The organism is Pseudomonas sp. LW8, assembly GCF_041956865.1.
Lineage (GTDB): Bacteria > Pseudomonadota > Gammaproteobacteria > Pseudomonadales > Pseudomonadaceae > Aquipseudomonas > Aquipseudomonas siliginis.
This window is the reverse complement of sequence record NZ_CP168138.1, coordinates 1,277,806-1,292,640: the sequence shown is the minus strand read 5'-3', so window position 1 is coordinate 1,292,640 and position 14,835 is coordinate 1,277,806. Positions and strand designations below refer to the sequence as shown.

Annotated in this window: 12 protein-coding genes; 10 read left to right on the top strand and 2 right to left on the bottom strand. The window is 61.2% G+C overall.

Annotation, left to right across the window (positions count from 1 at the left end; all coding sequences use genetic code 11):
• The first annotated feature begins 101 nt into the window (after positions 1-101).
• The gene (gene olsB / locus AB9L16_RS05820; protein WP_016771324.1) at positions 102-857 is read left to right on the top strand and encodes an L-ornithine N(alpha)-acyltransferase; all 756 of its coding nucleotides are present in this window, start codon (positions 102-104) and stop codon (positions 855-857) included.
• Positions 857-1,651, top strand: a complete 795-nt coding sequence (locus AB9L16_RS05815; protein WP_122691696.1) for a 1-acyl-sn-glycerol-3-phosphate acyltransferase — start codon at positions 857-859, stop codon at positions 1,649-1,651. The genes olsB and AB9L16_RS05815 overlap by 1 nt, the downstream gene beginning before the upstream one ends.
• Before the next feature lie 105 nt (positions 1,652-1,756).
• On the opposite strand, the gene AB9L16_RS05810 is transcribed toward AB9L16_RS05815, so the two are convergent.
• Entirely contained in the window at positions 1,757-2,341 is a 585-nt protein-coding gene (locus AB9L16_RS05810) for an ACP phosphodiesterase (RefSeq protein WP_041478906.1), read from the bottom strand.
• A gap of 168 nt (positions 2,342-2,509) precedes the next feature.
• On the opposite strand from AB9L16_RS05810, the gene AB9L16_RS05805 reads away from it, so the two are divergent.
• From AB9L16_RS05805 to AB9L16_RS05795, 3 genes are read left to right on the top strand one after another with little or no spacing between them, the layout of a single operon-like run.
• Complete coding sequence (locus tag AB9L16_RS05805; protein WP_016771327.1) at positions 2,510-2,812, top strand: helix-turn-helix transcriptional regulator; 303 nt, start codon at positions 2,510-2,512, stop codon at positions 2,810-2,812.
• A gap of 34 nt (positions 2,813-2,846) precedes the next feature.
• Complete coding sequence (locus tag AB9L16_RS05800; RefSeq protein ID WP_016771328.1) at positions 2,847-4,013, top strand: MFS transporter; 1,167 nt, start codon at positions 2,847-2,849, stop codon at positions 4,011-4,013.
• Positions 4,014-4,046: 33 nt separating this feature from the next.
• Positions 4,047-5,096 carry an alkene reductase gene (locus AB9L16_RS05795; protein WP_016771329.1) on the top strand — a complete coding sequence of 350 codons (1,050 nt, stop codon included), beginning with the start codon at positions 4,047-4,049 and terminating at the stop codon, positions 5,094-5,096.
• Between the two features lie 211 nt (positions 5,097-5,307).
• Here AB9L16_RS05795 and emhR read toward each other — a convergent pair whose 3' ends face one another.
• Entirely contained in the window at positions 5,308-5,940 is a 633-nt protein-coding gene (emhR, locus tag AB9L16_RS05790) for an efflux system transcriptional repressor EmhR (protein WP_016771330.1), read from the bottom strand.
• 266 nt (positions 5,941-6,206) lie between these two features.
• Between emhR and emhA the strand changes: the two genes are divergently transcribed.
• The 5 genes from emhA (at position 6,207) to AB9L16_RS05765 (ending at position 14,764) form a co-directional block, all read left to right on the top strand.
• The gene (gene emhA / locus AB9L16_RS05785; protein ID WP_039762673.1) at positions 6,207-7,364 is read left to right on the top strand and encodes an efflux RND transporter periplasmic adaptor subunit EmhA; all 1,158 of its coding nucleotides are present in this window, start codon (positions 6,207-6,209) and stop codon (positions 7,362-7,364) included.
• Between the two features lie 3 nt (positions 7,365-7,367).
• Positions 7,368-10,532 carry an efflux RND transporter permease subunit EmhB gene (gene emhB / locus AB9L16_RS05780; protein ID WP_252879566.1) on the top strand — a complete coding sequence of 1,055 codons (3,165 nt, stop codon included), beginning with the start codon at positions 7,368-7,370 and terminating at the stop codon, positions 10,530-10,532.
• The gene (gene emhC, locus AB9L16_RS05775; RefSeq protein WP_016771333.1) at positions 10,529-11,989 is read left to right on the top strand and encodes an efflux RND transporter outer membrane subunit EmhC; all 1,461 of its coding nucleotides are present in this window, start codon (positions 10,529-10,531) and stop codon (positions 11,987-11,989) included. The genes emhB and emhC overlap by 4 nt, the downstream gene beginning before the upstream one ends.
• A gap of 416 nt (positions 11,990-12,405) precedes the next feature.
• On the top strand, positions 12,406-13,665 hold the full coding sequence (locus AB9L16_RS05770) for an OprD family porin (RefSeq protein WP_375123220.1): 1,260 nt from the start codon (positions 12,406-12,408) through the stop codon (positions 13,663-13,665).
• Positions 13,666-13,957: 292 nt separating this feature from the next.
• Complete coding sequence (locus tag AB9L16_RS05765) at positions 13,958-14,764, top strand: methyltransferase domain-containing protein (protein ID WP_150636444.1); 807 nt, start codon at positions 13,958-13,960, stop codon at positions 14,762-14,764.
• Positions 14,765-14,835: the final 71 nt, after the last annotated feature.

Genomic DNA, 14,835 nt, shown 5'->3' with positions numbered 1-14,835 from the left:
GACACCGGGGCTACATAGCCTGACTTTGCACAACACGGCTGCATAAAGAAAGTCGATCGGCTGCAACCCACGACGGGTTAAAGGCCCGTACGGAGATTCACATGACGCAAATCGCCCGCATCAGCGACACCGGCAATGAACGCCGCCTGCAAGCCGAACGCCTGATCGGCGCCGAAGCCTTGCAGCAAGCCCAGGCCCTGCGCTTCGCCGTCTTCAGCGGCGAGTTCAACGCCAAACTGAAAGGCGCCGAACTGGGTCTGGACATGGATGATTATGATGTTCACTGCAGCCACATCGGCGTGCGTGACCTGAACACCGGGCGCCTGGTCGCCACCACGCGTCTGCTCGATCACACTGCCGCCAGCAGCCTCGGCAAGTTCTACAGCGAAGAAGAATTCAGCCTGCACGGCCTCGCCCATCTGCAAGGCCCGATCCTGGAAATCGGCCGCACCTGCGTCGATCCGGCGTACCGCAACGGCGGCACCATCGCCGTGCTCTGGGGCGAATTGGCCGAAGTGCTCAATCAGGGCGGCTACAGCTACCTGATGGGTTGCGCGAGCATCCCGATGCAGGACGGCGGCATTCAGGCCCACGCGATCATGCAGCGTCTGCGCGAACGTTATCTGTGCACCGAACACCTGCGCGCCGAGCCGAAAAATCCTCTGCCGACGCTGGATATTCCGTCCAACGTCATCGCCGAAATGCCGCCGCTGCTCAAGGCCTACATGCGCCTCGGCGCGAAGATCTGCGGCGAGCCGTGCTGGGACGAAGACTTCCAGGTGGCCGACGTGTTCATCCTGCTCAAGCGCGACGAACTCTGCCCGCGCTACGCCAAACACTTCAAGGCGGCGGTGTGATGAGCCGGTTGCGGGTGTACGCGCGAATCGCGCGAGTGCTGCTGGTGGTGACGCTGGGGCTGACCATGGCGAGCGTCTTCGGCGTGTTCGAGCGCATTGGTCTGGCGCACTCGATGGAGCGGCGGCAGCGCTGGTCGCGTTTTTTCATGGCGCGTTTGAGCAATGCCCTGCCCTTTCGCGTGAGCGTCCATGGCGAGCTGCCAAAACAGCCGATGCTGTGGGTCAGCAATCACGTGTCGTGGACCGACATTCCGCTGCTGGGCATGCTCACGCCGCTGTCGTTTCTGTCCAAGGCCGAAGTGCGCACCTGGCCGGTGGCCGGCTGGCTCGCAGCCAAAGCCGGCAGCCTGTTCATCCGCCGTGGGTCGGGCGACAGTCAGTTGATCCGCAAGCAGATGACCCGCCATCTGCAAACTGAACATGCACTGCTGATGTTCCCCGAAGGCACCACCACCGATGGCCGTTCGCTGCGCACCTTTCATGGTCGCCTGCTGTCGGCGGCGATCGATTCCGAAGTGATGCTGCAACCGGTGGCGATTCGTTATCTGCGCGACGGCGAAATCGATACGCTGGCGCCGTTCATTGGTGACGATGATTTGCTCTCGCACCTGATGCGCCTGTTCAGCCATGACTGCGGCGATGTCGAGGTGCATCTGCTCAAGCCGATTGCCTGTCAGGGCCGCGAGCGCGCGGCGCTGGCGTTCGAAGCGCAGCAGGCGGTGCAGAAGGTGTTGTTTGGTGAGGTGGCGAAACCTGCCGAACCGCGTCGCGCAGGCGATTTGATCGCCGCCTGAAAATACAAATCCCCTGTGGGAGCGAGCCTGCTCGCGAATGCGACCTGTCAGTCGCCGAATATATTGACTGACAGGACGCCTTCGCGAGCAGGCTCGCTCCCACATTCAGATCTTCAGTGGATCAGAGTTTTGTGCGAAATCCTGCAATTGCGGGTAGAACAAGCTGAAGTCTTCACTCAACGGCTCATACAACCGCCGCAACTCCGCCATTGCCCCCGCCAATTCCTCCGGCCTGGTCAGCCGTCGCGAGATCCCGCGCAGCACCTGTTCCAGCACCTCAAATTCGCGATACGAGCCCAGCCAGTCGTTGGCGACCATGTGCGGGGCGATCTTTGCCAGCCGCTCCGGCAATTGCCGTTCGCGGGACAGCACCTGATAGACGTCTGCGGTGAACTGCTCCAGCGGTCGGTCGGCGTACAGCGTCCAGTCCCGCGCAAGACAATGATCGAAAAACACATCGAGGACGATTCCGGCATAGCGTCGGCGCGTTTCGGTAAAGCGGCCCAGGGCAGTGTCCACCAGTGGATGCCGATCGGTGAACACGTCGATGCGCCGATGCAGCGCAATCGCCGCCTCTACCTCGGGGTCGAACTGGCCTTGCAGCCGACCTTTGACGAAGTCGCCATACAGGCTGCCGAGTAACTGACCAGGGCGCTGGCCGCCGAGATGCAAATGCGCGAGATAGTTCATGGGCGCAGCTTAGCACTGCGTTCGCTCCTCCAGCATCCTCGTATCGTTATAACCCGATATAACGATTTATGCGGTCGTCAGACCGAATTCATATTGGTATATCGCGATCCAACGATTTAAAGTTCGCTCCATCGCGATATATCGCCACTGCCACCACGAGCCCAAGCCATGAACCTCGACCTCGACGAAATAATAAAAGCCCTGGCGCACCCAGTACGGCGAGACATCCTCAACTGGCTGAAAGACCCGAAAGGCGAATTCCCCGAGCAGTTGCACAACCACGAATACGGTATTTGCGCCGGGCAGATAGATCAGCGTTGCGGCCTGTCGCAATCGACCGTGTCGGCCCACCTGGCGACGTTGCAACGGGCCGGGCTGATCAGCAGCCAGAAGGCCGGGCAGTGGCATTTCTTCAAACGTAACGAGGACGTCATCCAGGCGTTTCTCAGCACCCTCAGTAAAGAGCTCTGACCCTTAACGTCAGCCAGCCGACAAGGAAACCTGCATGCCCCTTTCGCTTCTCATCCTCGCCCTGAGCGCCTTCGCCATCGGCACCACCGAGTTCGTCATCATGGGCCTGCTGCCCGACGTGGCGGCGGATCTCGGTGTGTCGATTCCCGGCGCCGGCTGGCTGGTCACCGGTTACGCCCTGGGCGTGGCCATCGGTGCACCGTTCATGGCGCTGGCCACCGCGAAGCTGCCGCGCAAGGCCGCGCTGGTGGCGTTGATGGGCATCTTCATTGTCGGCAACCTGCTCTGCGCCATCGCCAGCGACTACAACGTGCTGATGTTTGCCCGGGTAGTCACCGCTTTGTGCCACGGTGCATTCTTCGGCATCGGCTCGGTGGTGGCGGCCAATCTGGTCGCGCCAAACAAACGTGCCTCGGCGGTCGCCCTGATGTTCACCGGTCTGACCCTGGCCAACGTGCTCGGCGTACCGCTGGGCACCGCATTGGGTCAGGAAGCCGGCTGGCGTTCGACCTTCTGGGCGGTGACCGTCATCGGTGTGATCGCGCTGATCGGCCTGATCCGCTTTCTGCCGGCCAAGCGTGACGAAGAGAAACTCGACATGCGCGCCGAACTCGCCGCCCTCAAGGGCGCCGGCATCTGGCTGTCGCTGAGCATGACCGCGCTGTTCGCCGCCTCGGTCTTCACCCTGTTCACCTACGTTGCGCCGCTGCTCGGCGAAGTCACTGGCGTGTCGCCGCGTGGCGTGACCTGGACACTGATGCTCATCGGCCTCGGTCTGACGGTCGGCAACATCATCGGCGGCAAACTCGCCGACAAAGGCATGGCCGCCACGCTGATCGGCGTGTTCATCGCCATGGCCGTGGTGTCCACGGTGTTGAGCTGGACCAGCGTCGCGCTGATCCCGACTGAAATCACCCTGTTCCTCTGGGCCACCGCGTGTTTCGCCGCTGTGCCCGCGCTGCAAGTCAACGTGGTGACCTTCGGCAAGGCTGCGCCGAACCTGGTTTCGACCCTGAACATCGGCGCTTTCAACGTCGGCAACGCGCTTGGCGCCTGGGTCGGCGGCAGCGTCATCGCCCACGGCTACGGCCTGACCAGCGTGCCACTGGCCGCCGCCGCGCTGGCTGTACTGGCCCTGCTGGTAACCCTGATTACCTTCCGCCAGAACGGCAATGCCGAGCTGGCCCCTGCTTCCAACTGATCAACTTCCTTTATTAAAGAGAGGCTTTTAGACATGGCGACTATTTTCGACCCGATCAAACTCGGCGACATCGAGCTGAACAACCGCATCATCATGGCCCCGCTGACCCGCTGCCGCGCCGACGAAGGCCGTGTGCCGAACGCGCTGATGGCCGAATACTACGTACAACGCGCCTCGGCCGGCCTGATCCTCAGTGAAGCCACTTCGGTAACGCCGATGGGCGTCGGCTATCCGGACACCCCAGGCATCTGGTCCAACGATCAAGTGCGTGGCTGGGCCAACGTGACCAAGGCGATTCACGGCGCCGGCGGCAAGATCTTCCTGCAACTGTGGCACGTTGGCCGCATTTCCCACCCTTCGTACCTGAACGGTGAAGCACCGGTGGCCCCAAGCGCCATTCAGCCAAAGGGTCACGTCAGCCTGGTTCGCCCACTGGCCGACTACCCTACCCCGCGCGCTCTGGAAACCGCTGAAATCGCCGACATCGTCGACGCCTACCGCACCGGTGCCGAGAACGCCAAGGCCGCCGGTTTCGACGGCGTGGAAATCCACGGCGCCAACGGCTACCTGCTCGACCAGTTCCTGCAAAGCAGCACCAACCAGCGCACCGACCAGTACGGCGGCTCGCTGGAAAACCGTGCGCGCCTGCTGCTGGAAGTGACCGACGCCGCGATCGAAGTCTGGGGCGCTGGCCGCGTTGGTGTGCACCTGGCACCGCGTGCCGATTCCCATGACATGGGCGATGACAATCTTGCCGAGACCTTCACCTACGTCGCCCGTGAACTGGGCAAGCGTGGCATCGCGTTCATCTGCTCGCGCGAAAAAGAAGGCGCCGACAGCCTCGGCCCGCAACTGAAAGAAGCTTTCGGTGGCCCGTACATCGCCAACGAGAAGTTCACCAAGGAAAGCGCCAACGAGTGGCTGGCCAGCGGTAAGGCAGACGCCGTAGCGTTCGGCGTGCCGTTCATTGCCAACCCGGACCTGCCGGCACGTTTGCAGGCTGATGCGCCGCTGAACGAGCCGCATCCGGAGACTTTCTACGGCAAGGGTCCGGTCGGTTATATCGACTATCCGACCTTGTAATCACGCTGTAGCGCAGAAATGAAAAAGCCCCTGACTTTTGAGAGTCAGGGGCTTTTTGCTATTGGCGCAGGACAAGCGCAAGCAAACACCGTTTAACAACAGCGACACAATTTCCCTACAAAATCTGCGACTCGCTACGATTAAACTCCCCGCCGCGATCATCAGCCATGGCGGCTGATTGACATCCTGCCGGGCCATTGCGCATTTTGTTTCATTTGCGCAGGCTTGGGCTCAGGCGCAGCATGTCCAGCCCGGTGTCGACCCAGCGTTCAGCCTCGGCATGCAGTTCGAAGCTGTCCGGGGCCAGCAGCCAGCCGTACAGCAGGCCGTCGATGTAGGCATGAATGCTGATGGCCGCGCGGGCAGTGTCGAGGTCTTCCGGCAACTGGCCGCGATTCACCGCATTACGCAGGGTCAGGCCGATGCGCAGATTGCAATCGAGACTGGCCGTCCGGCGCTGCTGGCGCAGATCGCACATTTCATCGGTGAACTCGCACTTATGAAACAGAATTTCGTTGATGCGCCGGGTTTTCGGGTCCAGTGCAACTTGATGAAACAAATGAATCAGCAACTGTCGCATGCAGCCCAGCGGGTCCGGTTCGTCCTCGCTTTCGCTGGCCTTGGCCAGTTCATCCAGCGGTTCGTGCAGGCTGTCGAGCATCGCCTGGACCAGATCGGCCTTGTTGCTGAAATGCCAGTAGATGGCGCCACGCGTCACGCCGGCGAGGGTCGCGATGTCCGCCAGGGTGGTGCGGGCAACCCCCCTTTCATAAAAGGCTTTCTCGGCCGCTTCCAGAATCTGGCTGCGGGTTTCCTGAGCTTCCTCTTTGGTACGACGGACCATGGCAGTAAAACCTCAAACAGGATGTTTCAGGGATGGCTGAATATCCGCTGAATAAAGAGGGGGCGATCTCTCGTGAATCGACTCCCCGGCCTACAATTTCAAACCTTGCGACGACTTTTGTAACAGGGTGGGTACGCGGCGCAGGTGTTTACAAACAACCATGAACGTAAGTATATTACTTAGCAAGCTACTTATCCACCCGGTGCCCGATTTTTACTCTTTCACACTTCTTGTGCGCTTCATGCGCGCCTGACCCGAGGATCTTCATGCAATTCAAGCCAGCTGTTACCGCTCTGGTCACTGCCGTCGCCCTGGCATCGCTGCTCAGCGGATGTAAAAAGGAAGAAGCGGCCCCAGCCGCTCCGCCCCCTCAGGTCGGCGTCGTCACCCTGCAACCACAAGCCTTTACCCTGACCTCGGAACTTCCGGGCCGCACCAGTGCGTTCCGCATCGCTGAAGTTCGCCCGCAGGTCAACGGCATCATTCTCAAGCGCCTGTTCAAGGAAGGCGCCGACGTCAAAGCCGGTCAGCAGCTTTATCAGATCGATCCGTCGGTCTATGAAGCGACGCTGAAAAGTGCCGAAGCCAACCTGCGTTCGACCAAGTCGATCTCCGACCGCTACAAGCAACTGGTCGATGAGCAAGCCGTAAGCCGTCAGGAATACGACACCGCATTGGCCAACCGCCTGCAATCGGAAGCGTCGCTTCAGACTGCGCAGATCAACGTGCGTTACACCAAGGTCTATGCGCCGATCTCCGGCCGTATCGGCCGCTCTTCGGTCACCGAAGGCGCACTGGTGAGCAATGGCCAGGCCGATGCAATGGCAGTGATTCAGCAGCTCGATCCGATCTACGTCGACGTCACCCAGTCGTCGGTGGAACTGCTGGAACTGCGCCGCGAACTGGAAAGCGGCCGTCTGCAGAAGGCTGGCGACAACGCCGCTGCGGTCAAGCTGACCCTGGAAGACGGCAGCCAGTACAAGCTCGACGGCAAGCTGGAATTCTCCGAAGTCTCGGTTGACCAGACCACCGGCTCGGTGACCCTGCGCGCCGTGTTCCCCAACCCCGATCACACCCTGCTGCCAGGCATGTTCGTCCACGCCCAGCTGCAAGCCGGCGTCAACAGCGCAGCGATTCTCGCGCCGCAGCAAGGCGTGACCCGCGACCTCAAAGGCACCCCGACCGCATTGGTCGTCGGCGCCGACAACAAGGTCGAGCTGCGTCAGCTCAAGGCCAGCCGCACCGTCGGCAGCCAGTGGCTGATCGAAGACGGCCTGAAAGCCGGCGATCGTCTGATCACCGAAGGGCTGCAGTACGTCAAACCGGGCGTTGAGGTCAAAGCGACCGAAGCGACTAACGTCGGCACCAAGAACCCGGCCCCCGCACAGGCAGCTGACAAAGCCGCCGGCGGCAAAGGGGAGTAACCCATGTCAAAATTCTTCATCGACCGTCCGATTTTCGCCTGGGTAATCGCCCTGGTGATCATGCTGGTCGGGGCACTTTCGATCCTGAAACTGCCGATCAACCAATACCCGAGCATTGCGCCACCGGCCATTGCGATCCAGGTGACCTACCCGGGCGCGTCCGCACAAACCGTGCAGGACACCGTGGTGCAGGTCATCGAGCAACAGCTCAACGGTATCGACAACCTGCGTTATGTGTCTTCGGAAAGTAACTCCGACGGCAGCATGACCATCACCGCGACCTTCGAGCAAGGCACCAACTCCGACACCGCGCAGGTCCAGGTCCAGAACAAGCTGAACCTGGCTACCCCGCTGCTGCCGCAGGAAGTGCAGCAACAGGGTATCCGCGTGACCAAGGCAGTGAAGAACTTCCTGCTGGTGATCGGCGTGGTGTCGCGCGACGGCAGCATGACCAAGGACGACCTGTCCAACTACATCGTGTCGAACATGCAGGACCCGATCTCGCGCACCGCCGGTGTCGGTGACTTCCAAGTCTTCGGTGCGCAGTACGCGATGCGTATCTGGCTCGACCCGGCCAAGTTGAACAACTTCAACCTGACCCCGGTCGACGTGAAGAACGCCATTGCTGCGCAGAACGTCCAGGTGTCGTCCGGTCAGCTCGGTGGCTTGCCTGCCGTGCAGGGCCAGCAACTGAACGCGACGATCATCGGCAAGACCCGTCTGCAGACCGCCGAGCAGTTCAAGGAAATCCTGCTCAAGGTCAACAAGGACGGCTCGCAGGTTCGCCTCAAAGACGTGGCTGAAGTTGGTCTCGGCGGCGAGAACTACGCGATCAGCGCCCAGTTCAACGGCAGCCCGGCTTCCGGTCTGGCGGTGAAACTGGCCAACGGCGCCAACGCCCTCGATACCGCCAAAGCGCTGCGCAACACCATCGACAGCCTCAAGCCGTTCTTCCCGCAAGGCATGGAAGTGGTGTTCCCGTACGACACCACTCCGGTGGTGACCGAGTCGATCAAAGGCGTGGTGCACACGCTGGTCGAAGCGATCGCGCTGGTGTTCCTGGTGATGTTCCTGTTCCTGCAGAACTTCCGCGCCACCGTCATCACCACGATGACCGTGCCAGTGGTACTGCTCGGTACGTTCGGCATCCTCGCCGCCGCCGGTTTCAGCATCAACACCCTGACCATGTTCGGCATGGTGCTGGCCATCGGTCTGCTGGTGGACGATGCCATCGTCGTGGTGGAAAACGTCGAGCGGGTGATGAGCGAAGAAGGCTTGTCACCGAAGGAAGCGACGAAGAAATCCATGGGCCAGATCCAGGGCGCACTGGTCGGTATCGCCCTCGTACTCTCGGCGGTACTGCTGCCGATGGCATTCTTCAGCGGCTCGACTGGTGTGATCTACAAGCAGTTCTCGATCACCATCGTGTCGGCCATGGCCCTGTCGGTACTGGTTGCCCTGATCTTCACCCCGGCGCTGTGCGCGACCATGCTCAAGCCGATTCCGAAAGGCGAGCACGGTACTCCGAAGAAAGGATTCTTCGGCTGGTTCAACCGTAACTTCGACCGTGGCGTACGCAGCTACGAGCGCGGCGTCGGCAACATGCTGACCCGCAAGGCGCCGTACCTGCTGGCGTATCTGCTGATCGTCGTCGGCATGATCTGGCTGTTCACCCGCATCCCGACCGCGTTCCTGCCGGAAGAAGACCAGGGCGTACTGTTCGCCCAGGTTCAGACCCCGGCCGGTTCCAGTGCCCAGCGCACGCAGGTGGTCGTGGATGAAATGCGTGAGTACCTGCTGCGTCCGAACAAGGACGGTGGTGAGGCGGACGCGGTGGCTTCGGTGTTCACCGTGACCGGCTTCAACTTCGCCGGCCGTGGGCAGAGCTCGGGTATGGCGTTCATCATGCTCAAACCGTGGGGCGAGCGTAACGCCGACAACAGCGTGTTCAAGCTCGCCGCGCGTGCCCAGCAACACTTCTTCAGCTTCCGCGACGCGATGGTGTTTGCCTTCGCCCCGCCAGCGGTTCTGGAATTGGGTAACGCCACCGGTTTCGACGTGTTCCTGCAGGACCGCGCCGGTATCGGTCACGAAAAACTGATGGAAGCGCGCAACCAGTTCCTCGGCATGGCGGCGCAAAGCAAGGTGCTGACCCAGGTGCGTCCGAACGGCCTGAACGATGAGCCGCAGTTCCAGCTGGAAATCGACGACGAGAAGGCCAGTGCCCTCGGCATCACCATCAGCGACATCAACAACACCCTGTCGATCGCACTGGGCAGTAGCTACGTCAACGACTTCATCGACCGTGGTCGGGTGAAGAAAGTCTACGTGCAGGGCCAGCCGGATTCGCGCATGAGCCCCGAAGACTTGAAGAAGTGGTACGTTCGCAACGCCGAAGGCACCATGGTTCCGTTCTCGGCGTTCGCCAAGGGTGAGTGGGTCTACGGTTCGCCGAAACTGGCGCGTTACAACGGTGTGGAAGCGGTCGAGGTCCTCGGGGCTCCGGCGCCTGGCTACTCCACCGGTGAAGCGATGGCTGAAGTCGAAGCGATTGCCAAGAAGCTGCCGGCCGGTGTCGGTATCTCCTGGACCGGTCTGTCCTACGAGGAACGTCTGTCCGGCTCGCAAGCGCCAGCGCTGTACGCCCTGTCGCTGCTGATGGTGTTCCTGTGTCTGGCGGCGCTGTATGAGAGCTGGTCGATTCCGATCGCGGTCATGCTCGTGGTACCGCTGGGGATCATCGGTGCACTGATGGCTACCAGCCTGCGCGGTCTGTCCAACGACGTGTACTTCCAGGTGGGCTTGTTGACGACCATCGGTCTGGCGGCTAAAAACGCCATTCTGATCGTCGAATTCGCCAAGGAACTGCATGAACAGGGACGCAGCCTGCGCGAGGCGGCAATCGAAGCCTGCCGCATGCGTCTGCGCCCGATCATCATGACCTCGCTGGCCTTCGTTCTCGGTGTTGTGCCGCTGGCGATTTCCACCGGCGCCGGTTCAGGCAGTCAGCACGCGATCGGTACCGGCGTGATTGGCGGTATGCTCACGGCCACGATCCTGGCGATCTTCTGGGTCCCACTGTTCTTCGTTACTGTGTCGTCCATCGGTCAGCGTAAAAAGACCGACGCGGATGAGACTACTGAAACTCCTAAAGAGGCTGGCCAATGAGCAAGTCGCTACTCTCCATCGCAGTCGCCGCCTTCGTGCTGAGCGGTTGCTCGCTGATACCTGACTATCAGCAGCCTGAGGCTCCGGTCGCAGGTCAGTACCCGCAGGGGCCGGCATATTCGCCGGCCCAGGCTCCGGCGCAAGCCGCTGCCGAACAGGGCTGGAAGCAGTTTTTCCATGACCCTGCCCTGCAACAGCTGATCCAGGTCGCCTTGGAAAACAACCGCGACCTGCGTGTCGCGGCGCTGAACATCGACGCTTACGCGGCGCAGTACCGCATCCAGCGCGCCGACCTGTTCCCGGCAGTGTCGGCCAATGCCGCCGGCAGCCGCCAGCGTCTGCCGGCCCGTGCCTCGCAGACCGGCGAGTCGATGATCAGCAGCTCCTACTCGGCTACCGTCGGCGTCAGCGCCTACGAACTCGACCTGTTCGGTCGGGTGCGCAGCCTGAGCGAGCAAGCGTTGCAACAGTACTTCGCTACTGAAGAAGCACGCCGCAGTACGCAGATCAGTCTGGTCGCCAACGTCGCCAATGCTTACCTGACCTGGCAAGCGGACAAGGAACTGCTCAAGCTGACGCAGGACACCCTCGGTGCCTTCGAAGAAAGCTACAAGCTGACCAGCCGCAGCAACGAAGTCGGTGTGGCCTCGGCGCTGGATCTGGCACAGTCGCGCACTTCCGTGGAAAACGCCCGGGCACAATTGGCGCGTTATACCCGCCAGGTCGCGCAGGACGAAAACAGCCTGACCCTGCTGCTCGGCACCGGTATTCCGGCCAATCTGCAAACGGCCAAACCGCTGTCTGATGACCTGCTCAGCGACGTACCGGCCGGTCTGCCTTCGGACCTGCTGCAACGTCGTCCGGACATTCTGCAAGCCGAGTACAACCTGAAGGCGGCCAACGCCAACATCGGCGCGGCCCGTGCAGCGTTCTTCCCGAGCATCAGCCTGACCGCCAACGCGGGCAGCCTGAGCCCGGATCTGTCCGGTCTGTTCAAGGGTGGCTCGGGGACGTGGCTGTTCCAGCCGCAGATCAACCTGCCGATCTTCAACGCCGGCAGCCTGCGCGCCAGCCTCGACTACGCCAAGATCCAGAAGGACATTGGCGTGGCGAACTACGAGAAGTCGATTCAAACGGCCTTCCAGGAAGTCGCCGACGGCCTGGCCGCGCGCCAGACCTACACCGAGCAGCTGCAAGCGCAGCGTGACTTCGTGCAGGCCAACCAGGATTACTACCGCCTGGCCGAACGTCGCTATCGCATCGGCGTCGACAGCAACCTGACCTTCCTCGATGCCCAGCGTCAGTTGTTCAGCGCACAACAAGCGCTGATCACCGACCGCCTCGCGCAGTTGACCAGTGCGGTCAACCTGTACAAGGCCCTGGGCGGTGGCTGGAATGCGCAGACCGCGCAGAACGAAGCGCTGAAAGAAGAAGCGCCGAAGATGAAGCTGTTCTGATCATCGGCTGACTACATCAAGCCCACCTTATTGGTGGGCTTTTTGTTGCCTGTCGCAAAGGTTTCGCGGCCGAACTGGCCTCTTCGCGAGCAGGCTCGCTCCCACAGGGAAACGCATTCCAGTTGTGGGAGCGAGCCTGCTCGCGAAGAGGACCTCACACTCACCACAAATCCGCATGAATCTTGCGTTCGATAACCGCCCAAAACCCGCTTTCAGCAATTGAACCTGAACACACAGTCCCTTCACCATTCGAACCAGAAAACCAATAACAACAAGGTTCGACACCATGCTCCAGCGCCCTGCCCCGCCCGGCTGACCGCCACCGCTGCATCTCAGACCTGCATCACGTTGCCTGCGCCGCACCCGCCGCGACAGCGCAGCCGTTCGCCCTAAAAAAACAAGAGAGACCCAAGTCCATGACAGTTTTCCCTGTGCCCTACGCATTGCCCGCTGTGATCGCCCTGGCCATCGCCGGTCTGGCCCTGCCGGCAAGCGCCGAAGAAGCCGGCTTCATCGAAGGCGCCAAGGTCAACCTCAACCTGCGCAACTTCTATATCAACCGCAACTTCACCAACCCGACCAAAACCCAGGGCAAGGCTGAAGAATGGACGCAGAGTTTCATCCTCGACGCCAAATCCGGCTTTACCCAAGGCACCGTCGGTTTCGGCATGGACGTACTCGGGCTGTATTCGATCAAGCTCGATGGCGGTAAAGGCACGGGCGGCACGCAGTTGTTGCCGCTGGACCATGACGGCCGCCCGGCGGACAACTTCGGTCGCACCAACGTCGCCTTCAAGGCAAGACTTTCGCAGACCGAGGTCAAGGTCGGCGAGTGGATGCCGGTATTGCCGATTCTGCGTTCGGACGACGGTCGCTCGCTGCCGCAAACCTTCCGTGGCGGCCAGATCACCTCCAAGGAAGTCGCCGGCCTGACCCTCTATGGCGGCCAGTTCCGCGCCAACAGCCCGCGCGACGACAGCAGCATGAGCGACATGTCGATGACCGGCAAAGCCGCGTTCACCTCTGACCGTTTCAACTTCCAGGGCGGCGAATACCTGTTCAACGACAAGCGCACACAGATCGGCTTATGGAATGCGCAACTCAAGGACATCTACAGCCAGCAGTACCTCAATGTGCTGCACAGTCAGCCGCTCGGCGACTGGACGCTGGGCGCCAACCTCGGCTTTTTCTACGGCAAGGAAGATGGCAGCGCGCGTGCCGGCGATCTGGACAACAAGACCTGGTACGGGATGTTTTCGGCCAAGTACGGCGGCAACACGTTCTACCTCGGCCTGCAAAAACTCACCGGCGACAGCGCCTGGATGCGCGTCAACGGCACCAGTGGCGGGACTCTGGCCAACGACAGCTACAACGCCAGTTATGACAACGCTCAGGAACGCTCCTGGCAGTTGCGTCACGACTACAACTTCGCCGCCATGGGCATCCCCGGCCTGACCCTGATGAACCGCTACATCAGCGGCGACAACGTGCACACCGGGACGATCACCGACGGCAAGGAATGGGGTCGCGAATCGGAACTCGGTTACACGGTGCAGAGCGGGACTTTGAAGGATTTGAACGTCAGATGGCGCAACTCGACCATGCGCCGCGACTTCAGCAACAACGAGTTCGACGAGAACCGATTGATCGTCAGCTACCCGATCAGCCTGCTTTAACCAAACATGCTCCACTGTGGGAGCGAGCCTGCTCGCGAAAGCGCTGCTTCAGTCGACATCTGTGTCGAATATGAAATGGCCTTCGCGAGCAGGCTCGCTCCCACATTTGATTCCCATCACAGATGCATGTCATTGGTCAGGCCATGTAGCGCTTTTGCGGGCGGCAGTTACAGTGAGCAAACCTGAAAAACTCAGGTGCTCCACCCCTTCACGCTTCCGTTTCGTAGTCGGTCTCCAGCTGTGCACCAGGTTGTCATCGGAAGACACCATTTGATCACCGGAGGATCACCTCATGATCACGCGCCGCACCACTGCACCCGATTGGGACGCCAAGGCGTACCAGCAGTTTTCCCGTCTCAGACAACGTCCGGTCAACGAATTGCTCGACCGTATCGAACTGCAAAACCCCCAACGCATTTACGATCTGGGCTGCGGCACCGGCATTGCCACGCAGTTGTTGGCCAAACGCTGGCCGCGCGCGCAGTTGCAGGGCGTCGACAGCTCCGCGCAGATGCTCGATGAGGCACGCTGCCTGCCGATCCGGGCGCTGTGGAAACATTGCGACCTGCTTGATTGGCAACCTGAGCAGCCGGCGGATCTGCTGTTCGCGGCCGCCGTGCTGCACTTTATCGAAGGCCATGAAAAACTGCTGCCGCGCCTGCTCGGTTATCTGAATCCCGGCGGCTGTCTGGCGGCGCACATGCCGGACTGGCGCGATGCGCTGTGGTATCGGCTGATGCTCGACACCCTCGAAAACGGCGGCCCCGGTGGCACACCACTGGGCACGCCTGAACTGCGCCAGCGCATGGCGGCGCGGCCGTTATTGGCACTGGAGGATTACTATCGGTTGCTCGCGCCCATGACTACGTCGCTGGATATCTGGGAGACCGAGCAGTTGCAGGTGGTTGACGGCAAGTCGCCGGTGTATGACTGGGTGAAGGTCTCGGCGCTGCGGCCGGTGATGCAGGCGTTGAGTTCAGCGGAACAGGCGCGGTTTATCTATCACTACCTGATGCGGGTGCATGAGCATTATCCGCAAGAGGGGGATGGGCATACGTTGTTTGCATTCAAGCGAATATTTATTGTCGCCAGGGTGTGATTCGTTACGGCCGCTACCGCTTTCGCGAGCAGGCTCGCTCCCACAGGGAAATGCATTCCAATGTGGGAGCG